The 19,796-nt window shown below is 73.5% G+C and carries 25 protein-coding genes; 20 read left to right on the top strand and 5 right to left on the bottom strand.

The genetic code is table 11. The features are described from left to right. Positions 1-260: HNH endonuclease signature motif containing protein (locus ABLM29_RS22325; RefSeq protein WP_502889194.1), on the bottom strand; the 260-nt coding region annotated here is incomplete at its 3' end. A gap of 70 nt (positions 261-330) precedes the next feature. Next, entirely contained in the window at positions 331-1,065 is a 735-nt protein-coding gene (locus ABLM29_RS08250) for a response regulator transcription factor (protein ID WP_349713608.1), read from the bottom strand. A gap of 122 nt (positions 1,066-1,187) precedes the next feature. Between ABLM29_RS08250 and ABLM29_RS08245 the strand changes: the two genes are divergently transcribed. Further along, positions 1,188-1,460, top strand: a complete 273-nt coding sequence (locus tag ABLM29_RS08245) for a MoaD/ThiS family protein (protein ID WP_349713607.1) — start codon at positions 1,188-1,190, stop codon at positions 1,458-1,460. A gap of 48 nt (positions 1,461-1,508) precedes the next feature. Next, a complete protein-coding gene (gmd, locus tag ABLM29_RS08240; RefSeq protein WP_349713606.1) occupies positions 1,509-2,486 on the top strand; it encodes a GDP-mannose 4,6-dehydratase in 978 nt (325 codons plus the stop codon). 95 nt (positions 2,487-2,581) lie between these two features. Here the strand turns inward: gmd and ABLM29_RS08235 are convergent, their stop codons facing one another. After that, complete coding sequence (locus ABLM29_RS08235) at positions 2,582-3,616, bottom strand: hypothetical protein (protein WP_349713605.1); 1,035 nt, start codon at positions 3,614-3,616, stop codon at positions 2,582-2,584. Positions 3,617-3,815: 199 nt separating this feature from the next. Between ABLM29_RS08235 and ABLM29_RS22320 the strand changes: the two genes are divergently transcribed. The 8 genes from ABLM29_RS22320 (at position 3,816) to ABLM29_RS08200 (ending at position 7,926) form a co-directional block, all read left to right on the top strand. Next, positions 3,816-3,962 carry a putative leader peptide gene (locus tag ABLM29_RS22320; RefSeq protein WP_502889193.1) on the top strand — a complete coding sequence of 49 codons (147 nt, stop codon included), beginning with the start codon at positions 3,816-3,818 and terminating at the stop codon, positions 3,960-3,962. A 236-nt stretch (positions 3,963-4,198) separates the two neighbouring features. After that, the gene (locus tag ABLM29_RS08230) at positions 4,199-5,047 is read left to right on the top strand and encodes a sulfurtransferase (protein WP_349713604.1); all 849 of its coding nucleotides are present in this window, start codon (positions 4,199-4,201) and stop codon (positions 5,045-5,047) included. Beyond that, positions 5,047-5,343 (top strand): DUF1416 domain-containing protein, encoded by a 297-nt coding sequence (locus ABLM29_RS08225; protein WP_349713603.1) that lies wholly within the window; start codon positions 5,047-5,049, stop codon positions 5,341-5,343. Before ABLM29_RS08230 ends, ABLM29_RS08225 begins: the two co-directional genes overlap by 1 nt. Before the next feature lie 75 nt (positions 5,344-5,418). Further along, positions 5,419-5,883, top strand: a complete 465-nt coding sequence (locus tag ABLM29_RS08220) for a TlpA family protein disulfide reductase (RefSeq protein ID WP_349713602.1) — start codon at positions 5,419-5,421, stop codon at positions 5,881-5,883. Further along, positions 5,880-6,311 (top strand): DUF4395 domain-containing protein, encoded by a 432-nt coding sequence (locus ABLM29_RS08215; RefSeq protein ID WP_349713601.1) that lies wholly within the window; start codon positions 5,880-5,882, stop codon positions 6,309-6,311. The genes ABLM29_RS08220 and ABLM29_RS08215 overlap by 4 nt, the downstream gene beginning before the upstream one ends. A 136-nt stretch (positions 6,312-6,447) precedes the next feature. Then, the gene (locus ABLM29_RS08210) at positions 6,448-7,155 is read left to right on the top strand and encodes a class E sortase (RefSeq protein WP_349713600.1); all 708 of its coding nucleotides are present in this window, start codon (positions 6,448-6,450) and stop codon (positions 7,153-7,155) included. An 85-nt stretch (positions 7,156-7,240) separates the two neighbouring features. Continuing rightward, positions 7,241-7,498 carry a type II toxin-antitoxin system Phd/YefM family antitoxin gene (locus ABLM29_RS08205; RefSeq protein ID WP_349713599.1) on the top strand — a complete coding sequence of 86 codons (258 nt, stop codon included), beginning with the start codon at positions 7,241-7,243 and terminating at the stop codon, positions 7,496-7,498. After that, positions 7,495-7,926, top strand: coding sequence for a type II toxin-antitoxin system VapC family toxin (locus tag ABLM29_RS08200; RefSeq protein WP_349713598.1), 432 nt, complete (start codon positions 7,495-7,497; stop codon positions 7,924-7,926). Before ABLM29_RS08205 ends, ABLM29_RS08200 begins: the two co-directional genes overlap by 4 nt. 3 nt (positions 7,927-7,929) lie before the next feature. On the opposite strand, the gene dtd is transcribed toward ABLM29_RS08200, so the two are convergent. Then, positions 7,930-8,358 (bottom strand): D-aminoacyl-tRNA deacylase, encoded by a 429-nt coding sequence (dtd, locus tag ABLM29_RS08195; protein ID WP_349713597.1) that lies wholly within the window; start codon positions 8,356-8,358, stop codon positions 7,930-7,932. A gap of 152 nt (positions 8,359-8,510) precedes the next feature. Between dtd and ABLM29_RS08190 the strand changes: the two genes are divergently transcribed. Beyond that, positions 8,511-9,623, top strand: a complete 1,113-nt coding sequence (locus ABLM29_RS08190) for a Fic family protein (protein ID WP_349713596.1) — start codon at positions 8,511-8,513, stop codon at positions 9,621-9,623. Between the two features lie 10 nt (positions 9,624-9,633). Here the strand turns inward: ABLM29_RS08190 and ABLM29_RS08185 are convergent, their stop codons facing one another. Further along, positions 9,634-9,996, bottom strand: coding sequence for a DsrE family protein (locus ABLM29_RS08185; RefSeq protein WP_349713595.1), 363 nt, complete (start codon positions 9,994-9,996; stop codon positions 9,634-9,636). Positions 9,997-10,031: 35 nt separating this feature from the next. On the opposite strand from ABLM29_RS08185, the gene ABLM29_RS08180 reads away from it, so the two are divergent. The 9 genes from ABLM29_RS08180 (at position 10,032) to ABLM29_RS08140 (ending at position 19,713) form a co-directional block, all read left to right on the top strand. Next, positions 10,032-10,526, top strand: a complete 495-nt coding sequence (locus ABLM29_RS08180; RefSeq protein WP_349713594.1) for a heme-binding beta-barrel domain-containing protein — start codon at positions 10,032-10,034, stop codon at positions 10,524-10,526. Next, positions 10,519-10,935, top strand: coding sequence for a Fur family transcriptional regulator (locus ABLM29_RS08175; RefSeq protein WP_349713593.1), 417 nt, complete (start codon positions 10,519-10,521; stop codon positions 10,933-10,935). Before ABLM29_RS08180 ends, ABLM29_RS08175 begins: the two co-directional genes overlap by 8 nt. After that, positions 10,932-11,930, top strand: a complete 999-nt coding sequence (gene ygfZ, locus ABLM29_RS08170) for a CAF17-like 4Fe-4S cluster assembly/insertion protein YgfZ (RefSeq protein WP_349713592.1) — start codon at positions 10,932-10,934, stop codon at positions 11,928-11,930. The genes ABLM29_RS08175 and ygfZ overlap by 4 nt, the downstream gene beginning before the upstream one ends. A 183-nt stretch (positions 11,931-12,113) precedes the next feature. After that, a complete protein-coding gene (locus ABLM29_RS08165; protein ID WP_349713591.1) occupies positions 12,114-13,208 on the top strand; it encodes a glycosyltransferase in 1,095 nt (364 codons plus the stop codon). Positions 13,209-13,354: 146 nt separating this feature from the next. Continuing rightward, the gene (locus ABLM29_RS08160; RefSeq protein ID WP_349713590.1) at positions 13,355-13,963 is read left to right on the top strand and encodes a Wzz/FepE/Etk N-terminal domain-containing protein; all 609 of its coding nucleotides are present in this window, start codon (positions 13,355-13,357) and stop codon (positions 13,961-13,963) included. Further along, positions 13,960-15,993 (top strand): O-antigen ligase family protein, encoded by a 2,034-nt coding sequence (locus ABLM29_RS08155; protein ID WP_349713588.1) that lies wholly within the window; start codon positions 13,960-13,962, stop codon positions 15,991-15,993. Before ABLM29_RS08160 ends, ABLM29_RS08155 begins: the two co-directional genes overlap by 4 nt. Further along, positions 15,990-17,174, top strand: coding sequence for a glycosyltransferase family 4 protein (locus tag ABLM29_RS08150; RefSeq protein WP_349713586.1), 1,185 nt, complete (start codon positions 15,990-15,992; stop codon positions 17,172-17,174). The genes ABLM29_RS08155 and ABLM29_RS08150 overlap by 4 nt, the downstream gene beginning before the upstream one ends. Continuing rightward, positions 17,171-18,205, top strand: coding sequence for a glycosyltransferase family A protein (locus ABLM29_RS08145; RefSeq protein WP_349713585.1), 1,035 nt, complete (start codon positions 17,171-17,173; stop codon positions 18,203-18,205). Before ABLM29_RS08150 ends, ABLM29_RS08145 begins: the two co-directional genes overlap by 4 nt. Further along, a complete protein-coding gene (locus ABLM29_RS08140; RefSeq protein ID WP_349713583.1) occupies positions 18,202-19,713 on the top strand; it encodes an oligosaccharide flippase family protein in 1,512 nt (503 codons plus the stop codon). Before ABLM29_RS08145 ends, ABLM29_RS08140 begins: the two co-directional genes overlap by 4 nt. Positions 19,714-19,796 lie beyond the last annotated feature (83 nt).

Genomic DNA, 19,796 nt, shown 5'->3' with positions numbered 1-19,796 from the left:
GCCGGATCGTGGGTCCGGTGGTGGTGGAACCCGCACAACAAGACCGCGTTGGCCAGGTCCGTGCGGCCGCCGGCTGACCAGGGGGCGGCGTGATGAGCCTCGCACCAGGAGTCGACCGCGACCAGCCCGTGGTGCTTGATCAGCAGCGACGCCGCCTCGTCCAGGGGGTCCTGGCCGTCGTCGCGGCGGCAGGCGCGGCGCACGCCCTCGATGGCGTGCAGAGCCGGATCGCCGGCGAGCAGGGCGGCGGTGAGGAACACCTCCGTCACGCTACCGGCGATCCGGGTCGCATCTCCGATCTTCGACCACTGGGTCGAAGGCGGCACCGGCTCAGGCGTCCTGGTGCTCCGGGTCGGCGATCCGCGCGGCGTCGGAGGCGGCGTCCTTGGAGGGGAGCACGAACCGGTAGCCGACGTTGCGGACGGTGCCGATCAGGGTCTCGTTCTCGGCGCCGAGCTTGGCGCGCAGGCGACGCACGTGGACGTCGACGGTCCGGGTGCCACCGAAGTAGTCGTAGCCCCAGACCTCCTGCAGCAGCTGCTGGCGGCTGAACACGCGGCCCGGGTGCTGGGCGAGGAACTTCAGGAGCTCGAACTCCTTGAAGGTCAGGTCCAGCACGCGACCGCCGACCTTGGCGGTGTAGGTGGCCTCGTCGACCACGACCTCGCCGGAGCGGATGACGTGGGCCTCCGGGTCCGCGGCGTCGCGGGCGGCGGTGAGGCGGCCGATGGCCAGCTTGATCCGGGCCTCGAGCTCGGCGGGACCGCACGTGTGCAGGACGACGTCGTCCATGCCCCAGTCGTGGGTCACCACCGACAGGCCGCCCTCGGTCACCACCAGCAGCACCGGGATGTCGGTGCCGGTCGCGCGGATCAGGCGGCACAGGTCGCGAGCGTTCGCGAGGTCCTGGCGACCGTCGACCAGCAGCAGGTCCGATTCGGGGGCCTCGAGCAGTGCGCTTCCCTCGGCGGGGAGGATCTTCACCTGGTGCCCGAGCAGGGCGAGGCCGGGCAGGACCTCGGCGGAGGGTTGCAGCGCGCTGGTGAGAAGCAGGAGAGTGCTCATCCCATGGTCTCCTATCGCGGCTTGATGGCCGTCCGAGAGACCAGAACGCAACGTTGAGCTCCGGCCGATTTTCGTTTGGGGGACCTTACCGAAACATGCGTGTCACGGGGAAGAGATTGAAAATGAGTGAGACACAGGTCATTCGGGTGCACTTCTGGGCCGCCGCCCGGGCGGCCACCGGCGTGGCCGAGGAGGACGTCGCGCTGCCCGCGCCGGTGACGCTGGCGGCGCTCCGCGACGCCCTGGTCGCGCGCCACCCGGGCCGTGCCGCCGACGTACTCTCCGTCTGCTCGGTGCTGGTCGGGGACCGGCCGGTGCGCTCGCTGGCGCCCGAGGACGTGGTCGTCCCGGCCGGCGAGGCGGTCGAGTTCCTGCCGCCGTTCGCGGGCGGCTGATCGTGAACACCTGCGGAACGCGAGCCGTCGCGCCGTAGGCTTCGCCGGGTGAAGCGCGCTTTCATCACCGGCATCACCGGCCAGGACGGCTCCTACCTCGCCGAGCTGCTGCTCTCCAAGGGGTACGACGTGCACGGGCTCGTGCGCCGCTCGTCCATGCTCAACCGGGGCCGGATCGACCACCTCCAGGACCACCCGCACCTCACCCTCCACTACGGCGACCTCACCGACGGGGTCAGCCTGGTGAACCTGGTGCGGCTGATCGAGCCCCACGAGGTCTACAACCTGGGCGCGCAGAGCCACGTGAAGATCTCCTTCGAGATGCCCGACCACACGGCGTCCACCAACGCGATCGGCACGCTGCGGCTGCTGGAGGCGATCCGCGCCGCCGGGCTGGAGTGCCGCTTCTACCAGGCGTCGACCTCGGAGATGTTCGGGCTGACCCCGCCGCCGCAGGACGAGGCGTCGGTCTTCCACCCCCGCTCGCCGTACGGCGCCTCCAAGCTGCAGGCGCACTGGGTGACGGTCAACTACCGCGAGGCCTACGACCTCTACGCCGTCTCGGGGATCCTGTTCAACCACGAGTCGCCGCGGCGCGGCGAGAACTTCGTGACCCGCAAGATCACCAAGGCGGTCGCCGCGATCGAGGCCGGGATCACCGACCACGTGGAGCTCGGCAACCTCGACGCCGTGCGGGACTGGGGCTACGCGCCCGAGTACGTCGAGGGCATGTGGCGGATGCTGCAGGCCGACGAGCCCGACGACTACGTGCTGGCCACCGGCGTCGGACACACGGTGCGCGACTTCTGCTCGGCTGCCTTCGAGCACGCGGGGCTGAACTGGGTCGAGCACGTCAAGCACAACGAGGCGTTCGAGCGCCCCGCCGAGGTGGACGCGCTGATCGGCGACTCCTCCAAGGCGCGCTCCGTGCTCGGCTGGGAGGCGTCGACGCGGGCGCCCGAGCTGGCGAAGCTGATGGTCGACGCCGACCGTGAGGACCTGCGGCGGTTGCTGCACGGGGGCTGACCTGTCTCTGTTGCGCGTCGTCACATCCCGATTGGCCCCGAAAAGGCCGAAATAGGGGCCAATCGGGATGTGACGACGAGAACCCGGGTCGACCTTCAGCTCCTGTGGCGGAGCCAGGTCGCCCTCTCGTACGCCGACAGCGCCCGCCGCCTCTCGACGGTGGAGGTGTCGACCCACCAGTCGGGTTGCTCGAGCGTCCACGTACGGCGGTCCGGATCGGCCCCCCGCGCGCTCGCGCGCCCGTACGCCCGGTGCAGGCGGCGCACGAACTGGCCGGTGTCGCGCATGTCGGTGGACATCATCGGGACGAGCTCGATGCCGGTGTCCCGATAGAGGTCCTCGCGGACGAGGTCCCGCCGGCGTGGGCCGAGGCCGGCGTGCACCGCGCCGTAGTACTCGCCCGCCACGCCGGCCGTCGGGTCGAGCAGGTCCGGCGTGAGCAGGTGCTTGCCGTCGCGGTCGAAGACCGGCGGGTTGGTCAGGGGCAGGTCGAGGCCGGCCTCCTCCCACAGGCACCGCATGACGCTCTCCATCGGTGACCATGCGTTCTCGTCGGCCCGACCGAAGGCCCGTCGTGCGCGACGGACCCCGGGACGGCTGCGGAGCCTCGCGAGGTGCCGGCCGAACAGCTCGGGTGAGGTGAGGTCGTCGAAGTACGCCATGTCGATGAGCTCGATCGCCGACCGGTCGGACAGCGCGCGTCGTAGGGCGAAGGAGAGCGACCGCTCGGGCACCGTGATCGGGATGCCGTCGACCGTCGTCACCTCACCGTCGAACAGCCAGTCGTGGCACGCCAGGGCGCCGGGGACGCGGACCAGGGTCCGGTGGTCGTCGATGGCGATGGGAACTGGCATCGGCGCGCCGGTGGCCGTCGTACCGGTGAACCACCGCCCGCCGTTCCACGCGAGCGCCGCCCACCCGGTGACCGCGGCGCCGTCCGGTGCGCCGGCGATCGCCTCGACGATCCGCTGCTCGAGGCCGGTCGGGTCGACGCCGGCGGGGACGAAGCGGTTCGCGCTGGTGCCGCGCCACCGGGGCCCGCGGGCCTGCTTGCGGGTGGGGCCGGTCAGGCCGGTGGGGTCGACGGCGACGGGGGCGACCACTCCGGGCCGGGTCACATGGAGGAGCACGCTGTCAGGCTGCCGAGGTCGGCTTCGCCGCGTGCGCGCTCTCCACAGGGGCTGTCGGCGGGCTGGGGTTCTGTCCGTCGTCACATCCCGATTGGCCCCGAAAACGCCGAAAAAGGGGCCAATCGGGATGTGACGACGCAAGACCCCGCCGACCTCCACCACCCAGCGACCGGCATCTCCACGCTCGCCATCTCATTATATGATCAGCGGTATCACGATGCGAGACCCGATTGGGCGCAACGGCACTTCCGCCCCTACTGTTGTCGCCATGCCCCAGACCATGCTGACCAAGCGCCGCGCGGTGGACAACTGCCGCGTCTCCTCGGCGCTGTGTCGCATGCGCTGAGCGGGGTTCATCTCCCGGCACCCGGCCTTCCGGCCGGCGAGCCCGACTGACTCCCGGCGCCACGCCAGATCGGCCAGCAACCGGTCACGCGATCAACGCGCCCCACGACCACCCCGCGTCGTCTCCGAGCCAGTCACCCGCAGCAGCAGCGCCGGCGCCACGTCGGCGTACCCAGAACAGGGCGAGCCTGCGCCACCAGGCCCGTACCACTCGAAACCGATTGCAAAGGGAACGCAATGAGCCGCGAGAACACCCTCGTCTCCGCCCAGTGGGTCGAGGACAACCTGGACAACCCGAAGGTCGTGCTGGTCGAGGTCGACGAGGACACCTCGGCCTACGACAAGGGCCACATCAAGGGCGCCATCAAGCTCGACTGGACCACCGACCTGCAGGACCAGGTCCGCCGCGACTTCGTCAACAAGGCCCAGTTCGAGGCGCTCCTCTCCGAGCGCGGCGTCGCCAACGACGACACCGTCGTCCTGTACGGCGGCAACAACAACTGGTTCGCCGCCTACGCGTACTGGTACTTCAAGCTCTACGGCCACACCGACGTCAAGCTCCTCGACGGCGGCCGCAAGAAGTGGGAGCTGGACAGCCGCGAGCTGACCGACGAGCTGCCGAGCCGCGCGGCGACCTCCTACACCGCCACCGAGCAGGACGCCTCGATCCGCGCCTTCCGCGACGAGGTCGTGGCCGCGATCGGCACCCAGAACCTGGTCGACGTCCGCAGCCCCGACGAGTACGCCGGCCGGCTGCTCGCCCCGGCCCACCTCCCGCAGGAGCAGGCGCAGCGCGCGGGCCACATCCCGACCGCCGCGAACGTGCCGTGGAGCAAGGCGGCCAACGACGACGGCACCTTCAAGTCCGACGACGACCTGCGCCAGATCTACACCGAGGCCGGTGTGGACTGGGACAAGGACACCATCGCCTACTGCCGCATCGGCGAGCGCTCCTCGCACACCTGGTTCGTGCTCAAGGAGCTGCTGGGTCAGGAGAACGTCAAGAACTACGACGGCTCCTGGACCGAGTACGGCTCCCTCGTCGGCGTCCCGGTGGCGCTCGGTGACGAGAAGGGTGACGCCTGATGTGCGGCGCGACCAAGGGCGGCCTCTCCCTCGACGGCGTCAACGTCGCCAAGGAGGCAGTGATCCAGGGGCAGGTGCTGCGCGGCGACGAGCCCGTGCCGAACGCCTACGTGCGCCTGCTCGACAAGTCCGGTGAGTTCACCGCCGAGGTGCCCACCTCGGCCAGCGGCCACTTCCGGTTCTTCGCCGGCGACGGCGACTGGACCCTGCGGACCCTGGCCCCCAAGGCCGAGCCGACCGACCGCCGCGTGCACGCGGCCGTGGGCTCGGTGGCCGAGGTGACCATCACCCTCTGAGGGTGAACGACCCGATGTGACGCGATCGATGGCGGGCCCCGGATGACGGGGTCCGCCATCGACGTTGGAGGAGACATGACCGGAATCGTCGTACTGGCCGCCGCGGTGGTCCTCGCCCTCGGGTTCGGCCTCTACCGTCGTACGACGGACGGCGCGTTCCGCGGCGCCGACGCCCCGGTGGTTGAGGTGCGAGGCGCCCCGGCGCCGAGCCTCGAAACCACCTGGACCCGGATCGCCGCCGCGATTCCGGACGCCGTCCCCGGCGAGCGGGCGACGTTCGTCCAGTTCTCCTCCGCCTTCTGCGCCCCCTGCCGCACCACCCGCACGCTGCTGACCGACGTCGCCGCCCGCACCGACGGCGTCGTCCACCTCGAGGTCGACGCCGAGAAGCACCTCGACCTCGTGCGCGCCCTCGACGTACGGCGCACCCCGACCACGCTCGTCCTCGACCCGTCCGGGGTCGAGGTCACCCGGGCCTCCGGCGCCCCGCGCCGCGACCAGGTGCTCGCCGCCCTCGACGCACTGAAGGAGACCGCATGACCGGCATCGACCCCCGCGGGCCGCGGTTCACGGCCGGCATCACCACGGTGATCCTGGCCGCCGCCCTGCTCAGCCCCAGCGTCGCGGTCTCCGCGGTGATCATGGGCGCGCAGGCCGCGTGCTTCGCGATCGGTGTCGTCGCCGGCATCCAGCACACCCCGACCGGCATCGCCTTCCGCCGCCTCGTGCGCCCGCGGCTGACCCCGCCGGCCGAGCTGGAGGACCCGCGCCCGCCGCGCTTCGCGCAGGCCGTCGGCCTGGTCTTCGCCACGTTGTCGCTGATCGGCTACCTGACCGGCGCGCTCGCCCTGGCCCAGGTGGCCGCGGGCTTCGCGATCTTCGCGGCGCTGCTGAACGCGGTCTTCGGGTTCTGCCTGGGCTGTGAGATGTACCTGCTCGGCCTGCGCCTGGCCCGCCGCCCCGCCTGAACCCTTCCGGTGGTTGAGGTGCGAGCGAAGCGAGCCTCGAAACCACCCTCGTCCGTCGGTGGTGGTTTCGAGGCTCGTCGCTAGCGCTCCTCGCACCTCAACCACCGGAGGTGTGCCGGCGACGTAGGGTCGCGTCATGACCCAGGACGAGCTCACCGAGGAGCCCGCGGCCCCCGAGACCCCGGCGAGGCCCCGGCGCCGCTGGGCATGGCGGGTGCTGATGGCGCTCGGCCTGGTGATGATCCTGGTCGGGCTCGCCATCCTCGGCTGGCTCGGCTGGCAGATCTGGGGCACCAACTGGGAGTCCGCGCGGAAGCAGGACGAGGTCACCCAGAACCTCGAGCGCGCCTGGCAGGACGGTGAGGACACCGCGACCACCGACTTCGGCGACGCCAGCGCGATCCTGCGGGTCCCGCGGTTCGGCGACGACTTCGCGGTCCCCGTGCTGGAGGGGTCGACCGACGAGGTGCTGGCCGCGGGCATCGGGCACGTCGAGGGGACCGGCGAGGCCGGCAGGGCCGGCAACTACGTGCTGGCGGCCCACCGGGTGACCCACGGTCAGCCGTTCGCGGACTTCCCGGAGCTGCGCGACGGGGACCGGGTGATCGTGCAGACCCGGAAGGCGACCTTCACCTACGAGCTCGACCTCGGCGGCACCGACCTGATCCTGCCGTTCACCGACACCTGGGTGCTCGACCCGTACCCGGACAACCCGGGCGACGGCCCCACGCCCACCGCCGACAGCAGGCGGCTGATCACGCTCATCACCTGCTCGGAGCTGTTCCACACCGACAACCGGAGCATCGTCTTCGGGCACCTGGTCGACCGCACGCCGGCGGGCTGAGGATCTCCACAGGCCCTCGTCCTCTGCCTCGGATGTGCGACCGAAGTGGCTACACTGGAATCCTCAATTGTGGCCACTGGGAGGCATGATGGACGTCGGGGTGCGCGAGTTGCGCGACGCTCTCAGCAAGCACCTGGCTGTCGTGCGCGAGGGCCGGACGATCACCGTGACGGATCACGGCCGCCCGGTCGCGCGGATCGTTCCGGTGGGGACGCCCACCAAGCTCGAGCAGCTGATCGCCGACGGCCTGGTGACGCCGGCGCGCCGAACGCCACAGGCGCTCCCGCCGTCGGTCGAGGCATCGGGGACCGTCAGCGACCTGGTCGCTGAGCAGCGACGTTGATCGTCTACTTCGACACCTCCGCGGTCGTGCCGATCCTCATCGCGGAACCGACGAGTGCGCTCTGTCGACGTGCCTGGCAGGACGCGGATCGGCGGGTCACCTCTCGACTGACGTACGTCGAGACGGGCGCCGCGCTCGCGATGGCCGAGCGTCAGGGCCGCCTGACGAGCGACGGGTACGACCAGGCATGGGGCGCCTTCGTCGCGATCTGGCCGGACCTCGACGTCGTGGACCTGTCCGACGGTCTCGCGCAGCGCGCGGCCGCGCTGGCCCGATCGAGCGCTCTTCGTGGCTACGACGCGGTGCACTGCGCAGCAGCCGAGGCGGTGGCCGACGACGACGTGGTCGCCGCGACGGGCGACGCCGGCTTGATCGCCGCCTGGCACGGGCTCGGCGTCAGCGTGCTGGACGTGAACCGGTCAGCCTGAGCGTCAGGGCGTCTCCAGCCAGACCGTGAACGGCCCGTCGTTCACCGACGCCACGGTCATCGCCGCCCCGAACACGCCCCGCTCGACGCGTGTCCCGAGGTCGGCGAGGGCGGAGCAGACCGCGTCGTACAGCGGCTCGCTCACCGGGCCCGGCGCCGCCGCTACCCAGGTGGGGCGGCGGCCCTTGCGGGCGTCGCCGTACAGGGTGAACTGGGAGACCACGAGCGCGCCGCCGCCGGTGTCGGAGAGCGACTGCTCGTCGCGGAGGATCCGGAGCGTGTGCAGCTTGCGCGCCATCCACTCGACCTCGGCGGGCCCGTCGTCGTGGGTGACGCCGAGGTAGACCAGCAGGCCGGGGGAGTCGATCGCCCCGACCACCTGCCCGTCGACCGTCACCGATGCCGAGGAGACCCGCTGCACCACCGCTCGCACGCGGCGATTGTCGCAGGAGGCGGGCACAGGTCACTTCGCGGGCGCAACCGAGAGCATGGAGACCCTTGTTCTCGTTTATGGAGATAAGCGATAACAAGAGTCTTCCAAGTATCGGTGGGGGAGTGAATGGCAGGCGCCGCGGGCTGGCTTCGGTGGAGGTCGAGGTCCCCGCAGCCATCGCGGGCCTACGGCTCGACCTCCAGCCGGCGACCCTGCGCGCCGGGGAGGAGGCGTCGCGGGCGGTCGCCGACCTCGAGGGCCGCGCCCACCACCTCAGCGGCATAGGCGACCTGCTCGTACGCACGGAGTCGGTCGCCTCGTCGAAGATCGAGCACGTGTACGCCGACCTCGATGACATCGCCCGGGCGAGCCTCGGCGCTGACGCGGGGGCGGCCGCGCGTCGTACTGTCGCCGCCAGCCGGGCGGTGCGGGCGCTGAGCGCCGCCACCGACGGCGGCGCGCCGCTGACCGAGCGCGCGATCCTTGGTGCGCACCGCGAGCTGCTGCGGGATGACCGCGTCGAAGGCGCGCACGCGGGGCGGTACCGGCGGGTGCAGAACTGGATCGGCGGCAGCGACTTCACGCCGCGCGGTGCCATCCACGTCCCGCCGCCCCACGACCTGGTCGAGCCGCTGATGCGCGACCTGGTCGCGTTCGCCAACCGCGGGGACCTCGGCGGCGTGCCGCAGCCCGCGATCGCGCACGCGCAGTTCGAGGCGATCCACCCGTTCACCGACGGCAACGGCCGGGTCGGCCGCGCGATCATCGGTGCCGTGCTGCGGCGGCGCGGCGTGACCCGGTCCGTGACGGTCCCGATCGCGGCCGCCATGCTGGCCGACGTCGACGCCCACTTCGATCGCCTCGACGCCTACCGCGCGGGCGACCCTGACCCGATCGTGGCCCACCTCGCCGAGTCGGCCATCGCCGCAGCGGGCGCCGCGGCGGTCTCGGCCGACCACCTGGCTTCGCTCCCGACAGTGTGGCGGCAGGCCGTGCCGGCACGCCGCGGCTCGTCGGTCGACCGGCTGTTGGCGGGGCTGCTGGACCACCCGATCCTCGACATCGCCCTCGCCCGCGAGGTGAGCGGCTCGACCCCCATCCGCACGTACGAGGCGCTTGACCGACTGACCGACGCCGGGGTGCTCGACGAGATCACCGGGCGGGGGCGGAACCGGGTCTGGGTCGCCGCGGACGTCATGGCCGAGCTGGGCGAGCTCGAGCGGCGGATCGGCCTGCGGGCGAAACCGTCGGATCGCTGGCGCTGAGTCTCCCGCGTCAGTACACGAGCGCCTGCACCCCGTCCCGCAGCGCCTCCTCGACGAAGACCGCCGCCCCGGCGATCCGCGCCCCCTCCACCAGGTCGCCCTCGCCGAGCGCCCGCCGCGCGGCGCACTGCCCGCAGACGGTGACGGACCCGAGCGCGAGCACCGCGTCGAGCAGCTCGGCGAGCGGGGTGGCGAAGGGGAGGTCGAAGGAGGCGGCCCGGCCGGGCACCGCCATCCACGCCGCGTCGCCGGTCAGCCACAGCGAGACCGGTACGCCGGAGGCCGCCGCCGTGGCCGCGACGGTGAAGCCCTGGTTGAGCCGCTCGGGGGCCTCGGGACCGCAGGTGACCTTGACCAGGAGCTCGCGAGTCATGGGCTCACCCTAGGTCCCGACTAGACTCACCCGACGTGGCGTTCGAACTCCCCGACAACCTGCACCCCAACTGTGGCCCGATCGCGTGGATGCTCGGCACCTGGCGGGGCAACGGGCACGGCGACTATCCGACGATCGACAAGTTCCAGTACGGCCAGGAGCTGATCTTCACCCACGACGGCCGACCGTTCTTCCACTACTTCGCGCGGTCCTGGATCGTCGACGAGGAGGGCAAGAAGGTCCGCGACGCGGCGCTGGAGACCGGGTTCGTGCGGGCCATCGGCGACGGCAAGCTGGAGTTGGTGCTCGCTCACAGCAGCGGCATCAGCGAGATCTGGTACGGCCAGGCCGAGGCCGGCAAGGTCGAGCTGCACACCGCCGGCGTCGGCTACACCGACACGGCCAAGGAGGTCACCGGCGGGCACCGCATGTACGGCAACGTCGAAGGCGACCTGCTCTACGCCTACGACATGGCCGCCGTCGGACAGGAGCTGCAGCCCCACCTGTGGGCGAGGCTCAAGCGTGCCTGACTGGCGTGCCAGGCTCCGGGCGAAGGGCTACCGCCTCACGCCCCAGCGCGAGCTGATCCTCGCCGCTGTCGAGGAGCTCGGCCACGCCACCCCCGACGAGGTGCTGGCCCACGTCCAGACCACCGCCTCCACGGTCAACGCCTCGACGGTCTACCGGACGCTGGAGGTGCTCGAGGAGCTCGGCCTGGTCCGGCACGCGCACCTGAGCGACCGCGCGCCGACGTACCACTCCACGAGCGGGCACGAGCACTTCCACCTGGTCTGCCGCGGCTGCCAGCGGGTGGTCTCGGTCGAGGTGGAGGAGGCGGCGCCGTTCGTGGAATCCCTGACCACCACCCATGCGTTCACTCCTGATGTGGGACACCTGACGGTGTTCGGACTGTGCTCGGAGTGTGAGGAGAACCAGTGACCAGCCCCCTGCTGAACCTGCCCGGAGCGGTCGCCGGCGACGGTGCCGACGCCGGCGTCGCGGCGCACTACGGCTCGCTGTACGGCGAGCAGCGCGCGCTCGCCGCGGGCGAGGGATTCGTCGACCTCTCCCACCGCGACGTCCTCCGCGTCAGCGGCCCGGAGCGGCTGGGCTGGCTGCACTCGCTGACCACGCAGTACTTCGAGGGCCTGGCCCCCGGCACGTGGGTGAACGCGCTGGTGCTGAGCCCCCAGGGCCACATCGAGCACGCCTTCTCCGGCGTCGACGACGGCGAGGCGTTCACCGCCCACACCGAGCCCGGCCGCGCGGCCGCGCTGGTGCAGTTCCTGGAGCGGATGAAGTTCATGACCCGCGTCGAGATCGCCGAGGTCGACGACGTCGCCGTCATGTGGCGGCCGACGTCTCCGGTGGTTGAGGTGCGAGGCGCCCCGGCGCCGAGCCTCGAAACCATCGGTCGCTACGACCTCGTCCCGCGCGACCAGCTCCAGCAGTACGCCGACGCGGCCGGTCCCGCCGCGGGCCTGTGGGCCTTCGAGGCGCTGCGGATCGAGCGCGGCGAGCCCCGCTTCGGCGTGGACACCGACGAGCGCACCATCCCCAACGAGGTCGGCTGGCTCGAGGGGGAGTCGTCCTGGGCCGCGGTGCACCTGGACAAGGGCTGCTACCGCGGCCAGGAGACGGTGGCCCGCGTGCACAACCTGGGCCGTCCGCCGCGCCGGCTGACGCTGCTGCACCTGGACGGCTCGGAGAACCGGCTGCCCGCGCCGGGCGAGGAGATCACCGCGGCCGGCAAGGACCGGGCGATCGGCGCGATGGGCTCCTCGGCGCGCCACCACGAGCTGGGCCCGATCGGGCTGGCGCTGCTCAAGCGCAACACCCCGACCGACGCCGCGCTGCTCGTCGGCGGCCTGCCCGCCGCCCAGGAGACGATCGTCGACCCCGACGTGGGCATCCACTTCCGCCCCACCCGCTGAACCACTCGACCCACCGGGGCGACGCCGGCTGCACAACGCTGCTGGCGGCGGGAGGTGACGGGTTCGGGAACGTGGGAAGAACCACTCGGGATACGGCGGCGCAGCGGCGGCACAACGGGCACTCTGCTCCACGCCTCCCGTGAGCAGAGCTGCTCACGCACGCTCGTCCAGAAAGCTCCCCGCGTGGACAGAAGCTCCCACGTCGCGCTCGCCGCCGCCGGCGCGTTCGCGGCCTGCGTGACCATCCCCCTGCTCGCCCGCCCCGGCCCGACCTGGACCGGTGGCGCGCGGCTGACCCCGCTGACGCGCTCGCCCAGCGTCGACGTGATGGTGCCGGCGTACCTCGAGGCGTCGACGATCGGCCCGAAGGTCGCGTCGCTGCGCGCCGAGTTCGAGCGGTACGACGGCGCGGCCCGCGTCGTCGTGCTGGCCAGCGACGACCTGACGGCCGCCGCGGCGGCCCGCGCGGGCGCCGACCAGGTGGTGGTGCGACCGCGGGAGGGCAAGGCGGTCGCCCTGAACACCGGCGTGGCCGGCAGCGTGGCCGACGTCGTGGTCTTCACCGACGCCAACTGCGAGATCGGCCCCGCGGGGTGGCTGGACCTGGCGGTCGACAAGCTCCGCGAGAGCCACCTGGTGACGGCCACGAAGACGGAGTCGGGTGGTTCGGAGCGCGCCTTCTGGCTCTACGAGCGGGTGCTGGCCGGTCGGTCCTCGGACGGGGAGACGCTGGCGGTGGCGGGGGAGTTCCTCGCGACGCGCCGGGCCGACTACGTGCCGCTCTCGGCGACGGCGATCCTGGACGACTTCGAGCTGGCGGCGCACTACGTGGCGCGCGGTCGCCGCGTCACGAAGGCCACGGCGATCCTCACCTCCGAGCCGGCGGCGGCGCCCGCGGACCAGTGGGAGCGGCGGGTCCGCATGGCCGAGGGGGTGCTCACCGAGGCGACCCCGCGGCTGCGGCACCTGGCGCGCTGGCCGGTCGGGCGGCACTACATCGCCCACAAGTACGTGCGGATGACCCTGGGGCCGGTCGCGTTCTGGTCGGGCGTGCTGGCCGCGGCCGCGCGGGGGCGCGGCGTCGGCGCGGCGGTCCTCGCCGCGACGGCGTACCTGGTGCTCGGCTACCGCGGCGCGGTCCCGGTCGCGGGCCCGCTGCGACCGGTGGCCGCCGTGGTCGGCATGCAGGCGGTCCCGCCGGCGGCGCTGGGCCGGATGGCCCGGAACAGCTGGCGGCGCGACCACTCCGCGGCGCTGTGGAAGAAGGTCCCGCGGTGATCGGCGGCGTGGGGCTGCGGCGCTCGGCACCATCGCCGGGACGCCCCGCGTGGGCATCCCCGGCAAACGGCCGTCGCGACGCGCGCGCGGCGGATACGCTCCCGCAGTCCGAGCGCCAGGTGGCCGTCAGGGTGGGGGGAGACCGCATGGGCATCCGCTCCGTCCTGCGGCAGAGCCGCTGGCTCGTCGTCGGCCTCACCGTCGCCGGCGCCCTCCTCGGCATCGTCGCGGCGGCCGTGGTCGGCGAGGCGCCGCCGCGCTACCTGGCGACGGCGACGCTGGCGATGACGCCGGCCGAGGGCACCCGGCCGGCCGAGATCGGCGGCCGCTGGGAGGTGCTCAGCGGTGGCCAGGCGACGCGCACCGCGGCCGCCGTGCTCGGCCAGCAGACGTGGCTGGACGAGGCCGCGTCGCGGGCCGGGACGGAGGCCGCCGACCTCGGGCTCGAGGCGGGGGCGGTCCCGGACACGACGCTGATCACGATGCGGCTGACCGCCGGCGGCGAGGAGGCCGCCGCGACCGCGCTCGCCTCGGTGATCGACCAGGCCTCCGACCAGGCGGCCAGCGTGTCGGGGCCGTTCGCGCTGGTCGTGGTGGAGGAGCCGAGCAGCACCGAGCTCGCCAGTCTGGCCGGCGGGTGGCAGCGCACCTTCGTGCTCACCCTCGCCGGCGGCCTCGTCGGCTACGGCCTGGGGCTGGCCCTCACGCGGCTCCTCGCGCGCCGCGGGCCCGCGCCGTCGTACGACGTGCCGTGAGCGTCCGACGGGAGCCGACCGTCCAGGGCCCGTGGCCGGCCCTGTTCGTCGTGGCCTGCGGGGCGGCGCTGGCGATGAGCCAGCTGCCCGGGACGGGCGCGCTCGGGGCGGCGCTGCTCGGGCTCGCGGTCGCGGTCCCCCTGCTCGTCCACTCGGTACGCCGGCCGGCGCTCGTCGCCGCGCAGATGGTGGTCGTGGAGGTCGCCAACGTCTCCGGCGTCCTGGCGGAGTGGGGGCTGCCGTCGGTCTTCCGCCTGATGCTCCTCTACGGCGCGGTGGCGGCGGCGCTGGCGCTGCGGCGCCCGGAGCTGCGGGCGCGCCTGGACCGCTGGACGTTCCTCGCGGCCGCGCTGGTCGGGGTCTACCTCGGCTCGCTGGTCCTCACGCTCCCCAGCAGCGTGGACGTCGGCGCGAGCGTCGGCGCGATCGCCCGGGTGGCGATCGACCTGGCGTTCGGGCTGATCGTGCTGGTGCTGGTCCAGCTCGGCGGGCGGACGTGGTTCGTGGCGTCGGCCGCGGTGCTGACGATGGCGGCGATCGCGGGCCTGTCGGTGGTCAACCAGCTGGTCCTCCACGACCCGGCGGCGTTCGCCGGGTTCGCCCGGATCTCCCTCAACGAGGGGGAGCTGATCGTCACGCCGCGGCACTCGGGGCCGCTGCCCGACTCGAACTTCTGGGGCCGGCACCTGGTGATGGGCCTGCCGTTCGCGCTGGCGCTGGCCACCCACCAGCTGAGCTCCGGCACCAGCAACGCGCGCCGCTGGCAGGGCCTGCTGCACGCCGGCGCCGCGCTCGCCATCGCCGCCGGCGTCTACCTGACCCAGTCGCGCGGCACGCTGCTCGCGGCGGGGGTGGCCGTCGCGGTGTGGGTGGTGGCGAGCGGCCCGCGGGCGCGCCGACTGGGGCTGCGGCTGGTGCCCGTCGTCGTGGTGGCCGCGTTCCTCGTCCCCGGCATCGGCGACCGGTTCCTGCTGCTCGTCGAGCAGGCGTCGTCCACGGCGACGAAGTACACCGTCGACCCCTCCGTGCTCGGCCGCGTGGAGGCGCAGGAGGTCGCGTGGAAGATCTTCTCCGAGCGGCCCCTGGTCGGCTCGGGGCCCGGCACCTACGAGGGCCTGGTGCCGGCCTACGCGGGGTTCGTCGAGACCGCCGTGCCCGACCCGCCGCCGGCCACGCACAACCTCTACCTCGAGCTGCTCTCCGACACCGGCGTGGTCGGGCTGGCCGGCTGGGCGGTGATGTTCGGCGGGTTCCTGGCGATGACGCTCGTCGCGCTGGCCCGCACCCGGCAGTGGGCGCCGGGGCGCCTGGTGCTCGCGGCCGCCCCACCGGCGGCCCTGCTCGCCTGGGCGCTGGCGAGCGTCCTGCTGCACCTGGCGTTCCCGCGGACCCTCGCCGTCTTCCTCGCGCTCGGCGTCGCGGTGCTCTCCGACGCGGGCCCGCCCGTCCCGGCCGCGACCCGCGCGCGGCTGCTGCGCTGGACGGGGACGGTGGCGGCGGCGGTCGCGGTCGCCACCGCGGTCGGCCTCGGCGTCGCCCGCGCGACGGCGGGCACCGCCGCCACCGCCACCCAGCAGGTCACGCTCGTCCCCGTCCTCGACGAGCACGACGGCTGGTATTCCTACCTGCTCGACCTGCGCACCCGGCGCAGCACGCTGCCGTCGTACGCCGCCCTGGTGATCGACCCGGACGACGCCGCTGTCAGCGCGGTGTCGGACCCGGTCCGCGGCCTGATCACCGTGAGCGCGGAGGCCCCGGACCGCGGGACCGCCGCCGAGCAGCTGCGGGTCGCGATCGACCGCGCGCAGGGGAGGAGCGCGGCGAAGCCCTACCTCGGCTACGTGCTGCGGCTCGTGGGCGAGCCGACGACCACCCGGCACCGGACCCACCCGACGCCCGGGCTGCTGCTCGCGGCGGGCTCGGCGACCCTGGCCGGTGGCGGGGTCCTGCTGCTGGCGCGGTTCCGCCGCCGGCGTACCCCGGCCGCCCCGGCCCCGACCACGATGCCCCGTGAGGAGGCGCTGGCGTGACCGGCCGGCAGATCGTCCTGGTCGAGATGTCGCCGTCGGGCGGCCTCTTCCAGTACGCCGCCCAGCTCGGCCGCGCCCTCGCCCGCCGGGGCGAGGAGGTCGTGCTGCTGACCGGCCCCGACCCCGAGCTCGACAGCGGCGTGCCCGGCTTCGAGATCAGGCCGGTGCTGCCGACCTGGCACCCCACCGAGGGCGAGGACGCGCCGAGGGCCGTCCGCCTCGCGCGCCGCGGCTGGCGCGCCGCCCGGCTGGTCCTGGCGTGGGTCGTCCTCACGGTCCACCTCGTGCGCCTGAGGCCGGGGGCGGTCCTGTTCCAGCACTGGCGCTTCACCTTCGAGCCCGCCTTCGCGGTCGCGATCGCGCGCCTGCTCCCGGGCACGCGGATCGGGATCGTCGCCCACGAGCCGTTCCCGCGCTCGGACGCGAGGGACACCAGCACCCCCAGGTCGGGCGCGCTGCTGGAGCGCACCTTCGGCGCGGCGTGGCGGGAACTGGACGTCGCCTTCGTCCTGGGCGAGCGGACCCGGTCCGCGGTGCTCGACCACTGGCGGCCGCGGTGCCCGGTGGTCGTCATCCCGCACGGCGACGAGGCCGCGCTCGCCGGCGGCACCGCGCCGGTCCGGCCGGCGGCCTCGACCGCGCCGGTCGCCCTCTTCTTCGGCACCTGGACGACCTACAAGGGCATCGACGTCCTGCTCGACGCCTGGGCGCTGGTCCGCGACGAGCTCCCCGAGGCGCGGCTGGTGCTCGCCGGGGCCGTCGGCGCGGACGTCGACCGCGCCGCGCTCCTCGCCCGCGCCCAGGGCATCGGCGGGGTGAGCCCCCGGCCCGGGTACGTCGCCGTCGAGGACGTGCCGGGCACCGTCGGCGAGGCGCGGGTGGTGGTGACGCCGTACGTGCGCGCCAGCCAGAGCGGCGTCGCGCACCTGGCGTACACGTTCGGCCGGCCGGTCGTCGGCACCACCGTCGGCGACCTCCCCGAGGCGATCCGGGACGGGGTCACCGGCCTGCTCGTCCCGCCGAGCGACCCGCCGGCGCTCGCGGACGCGATGGTGCGCCTGCTCCTGGACCCGGACCTCGCGCAGCGGCTCGGGGACGCCGGCCACGACCACGTGCAGCAGTCCTGGGCGGTCGCCGCCGAGCGGGTCGCCGCCCACCTGACCGAGCGGGTCCCGCGATGACCGGCGGGACGGGTGCGGCACTGCCCAGCGTCGGCGTGGTGATCCCGGTCCGCAACGGCGCCCACCTCGTCGCCGACACCATCGAGTCGGTGCTCGCCCAGACCTACCCCGGCCCGGTCACCGTGCTGCTCGTCGACGACGCCTCGACCGACGGCACCGCCGACCTCGTGCGGGCGCGCTGGCCCGAGGTCCGGGTGATGCCCATCCCGGCCAGCGGCCTGGCCGTCGGCCGCAACCGCGGCGCCGCGGCGCTCGGCACGGACTGGGTCGCGTTCCTCGACGGCGACGACGTCTGGCACCCCGAGCACCTCGCGCTCCTGCTGGAGTACGCCGCCGCGCACCCGGACGCGCACGCGCTCAGCGCGGGCAGCATCCGCTTCTCCACCAGCCCGCTCGCCGACCCGCGGACGGCCGACCCGCTCGACATCCCGGGGCCGCCGCGCGCCGCCTCCGTCCCGCCGCGGGTGATCCCCGACCCCTCGACGATCCGCGACCTCCCGGTCGAGCCGCTGGCGGACGGGGCCTGGCTGCTGCGGCACGAGGACTTCCTCCACGGCAACCCGATCACCTCCGCCAACGGCCTGTTCCGCCGGGAGCACTTCTGGGCCGCGGGCGGGTTCCCCGCGGCGCTCGCCGCCGCCGAGGACTACGGGTTCTGGCTGGCGGTCTCCCTGCTCGGCCCGGTCCACTGCACGCCCGGCGCGACCTTCTTCTACCGGGTCGCGGAGGCCTCGATGAGCTCGCGCACCAACGTCGGCCTCAGCCACATCGCCGCCGTGCTGCCGCACCTGCTCAGCGTCGACCTCGAGCGCCGGCCCGAGGTCGTCGGGCCCCGGCTGACCGGCCACGAGCTGGCCGGCAACGTGCTCTGGCTCGCCTCCCGCTCCGCCATCGCCCGCGGACGGCCGGCCGAGGAGGCCGTCGTCACCGGGCTGACCCCACTGCTCGTCCCACGACGGAGGAGGCGCTGGCGGTTCCGGCTCTCCCACCTCGTCGCCCGCACCCGCAACCGATCGGGGACCCCCACGTGACCACCACCGAGAACACGCCGGAGCGCACCCCGGAGAGCGCACCCGACAGCGGGGACCAGGGGTTTCTCAAGCGCGCCACCAACATCGCGATGTTCGGCTCGTTCGCCAACATCGCCCTGGGGCTCATCAGCGCCGTGGTCATCTCCCGCATCTACGGCGCCTCGATCCTCGGTGAGTTCGCCCTGGCGTACGCCGCCATCGCCGCCCTCTCGGTGATCACGACGCTGGGCGAGGACGTCGCGCTGGTCCGCCTGCTGGCCGTCGAGCCGCCGCGGTCGGTGAAGGGGTCGGGCATCGCGCTGGCCACCATCTCGGCCTCGCTCGGCGTCACCGTCGTGCTGCTCCCGGTGGTCGCGGTCGGCACCGCGATCTACCTGCGCGACGCGGCGGACGTGCCGCAGGCGGTCGGCCCGATGCTGGCGCTGCTGGGGGGCTACCTCCTCTTCGACAAGCTCGCCTGGAACCTCGACGGCGTGCTGTCGGCGTACCGCGCCGCGGGGCCGCTCGCCACCGCGCGCATCCTCAACTCGCTCACGCTGACCGTCGCCTCGGCCGCCCTCGCGGTGGTCACGCACTCAGTGTGGGCGATCACGTTCGCCTCGCTGATCGCGTCGGTGGTCAGCCTCGGCTACCGGCTGTGGCAGGCCCGCCCGTACCTGTCCTGGCGGGCGGGGCGCGGCGGCTTCCGCGAGGGTTGGCGCGAGGTCCCCGGGCTGTACAAGTTCGGCCTGACGGTCGCGCCGGGCGCGCTCGCGATCGGCTTCCAGTCCCAGGGCCTGCTCTGGATCCTCGGCGCGCTCGCCCCGATCGCCGTCGTCGGCGCGTTCAGCCGGGCGCAGAGCATCGCGATCCGGATCTTCGACGTCCACTACCGGCTCGCGGCGATCATCTACCCCTCGCTGGTCAAGCGGCTGCACGAGGACCGGCAGGCGGGCTCGGGGCTGGGCGGCTTCGTGTACGACATCGTGGCCACCCTGCAGCGCACGTTCGTCCCGCTCTTCGTCGGGCTGTGCGCGGCGGCGGGCGCGAGCCGGACCGGCCTGACGTTCTTCGGCGAGGACTTCCTCCCCGCCGAGGGCGCCCTGGCGATCCTGCTCGTCTCGGGCGGCGTCGCCGCCCTGACGATGGTGTTCAGCCAGGCGCTCAACGCGCTCGGCCGGACCGTCGTGGTCTCGGTCGGCTGGGTGCTGGCGATGCTGCTCACGATCGCGCTCGCGGTCCCGCTGAGCCGGGAGTACGGCGCCACCGGGGCCGCGCTCGCCTACCTGGTCGGGCTGGTGGCGGTGACGGTCATCCTCCTCGTCGTCCTGGTGCGGGCGACGCCGGGGGAGTGGGCGGGCTACCGCCTCGGGCTGCGCGGCCTCGCGGTCGGCGCCGCGGGCGCGCTGGCGTTCGGCGTGGTGCACGAGGTGCAGGCCGTCGGCGGGCCGGTGGTCACCGTGGCGCTCGGCGTCGTCGCCGTCGCGGCGGGCGCGGTGGTGCTCGTGCGGCGCCGGCGGTCCCGGTAGGCCGGTCTCAGCAGTCGGCGGAGGGGTCGAGCGGTGGCTGGTCTGTCTGCGACGCTGAGTCGCATGATTCTCTCGGGTCCCTC

Source organism: Nocardioides sp. YIM 152588 (genome assembly GCF_040191335.1).
Lineage (GTDB): Bacteria > Actinomycetota > Actinomycetes > Propionibacteriales > Nocardioidaceae > Nocardioides.
This window is presented reverse-complemented; position numbering and strand designations above follow the sequence as displayed.

Coding starts and splice junctions, on each gene's coding strand:
- ABLM29_RS08250 (WP_349713608.1), bottom strand. CDS start 1,065: ATGAGCACTCTCCTGCTTCTCACCAGCGCGCTGCAACCCTCCGCCGAG.
- ABLM29_RS08245 (WP_349713607.1), top strand. CDS start 1,188: ATGAGTGAGACACAGGTCATTCGGGTGCACTTCTGGGCCGCCGCCCGG.
- ABLM29_RS22320 (WP_502889193.1), top strand. CDS start 3,816: ATGATCAGCGGTATCACGATGCGAGACCCGATTGGGCGCAACGGCACT.
- ABLM29_RS08230 (WP_349713604.1), top strand. CDS start 4,199: ATGAGCCGCGAGAACACCCTCGTCTCCGCCCAGTGGGTCGAGGACAAC.
- ABLM29_RS08225 (WP_349713603.1), top strand. CDS start 5,047: ATGTGCGGCGCGACCAAGGGCGGCCTCTCCCTCGACGGCGTCAACGTC.
- ABLM29_RS08220 (WP_349713602.1), top strand. CDS start 5,419: ATGACCGGAATCGTCGTACTGGCCGCCGCGGTGGTCCTCGCCCTCGGG.
- ABLM29_RS08215 (WP_349713601.1), top strand. CDS start 5,880: ATGACCGGCATCGACCCCCGCGGGCCGCGGTTCACGGCCGGCATCACC.
- ABLM29_RS08210 (WP_349713600.1), top strand. CDS start 6,448: ATGACCCAGGACGAGCTCACCGAGGAGCCCGCGGCCCCCGAGACCCCG.
- ABLM29_RS08205 (WP_349713599.1), top strand. CDS start 7,241: ATGATGGACGTCGGGGTGCGCGAGTTGCGCGACGCTCTCAGCAAGCAC.
- ABLM29_RS08185 (WP_349713595.1), bottom strand. CDS start 9,996: ATGACTCGCGAGCTCCTGGTCAAGGTCACCTGCGGTCCCGAGGCCCCC.
- ABLM29_RS08160 (WP_349713590.1), top strand. CDS start 13,355: ATGGGCATCCGCTCCGTCCTGCGGCAGAGCCGCTGGCTCGTCGTCGGC.
- ABLM29_RS08145 (WP_349713585.1), top strand. CDS start 17,171: ATGACCGGCGGGACGGGTGCGGCACTGCCCAGCGTCGGCGTGGTGATC.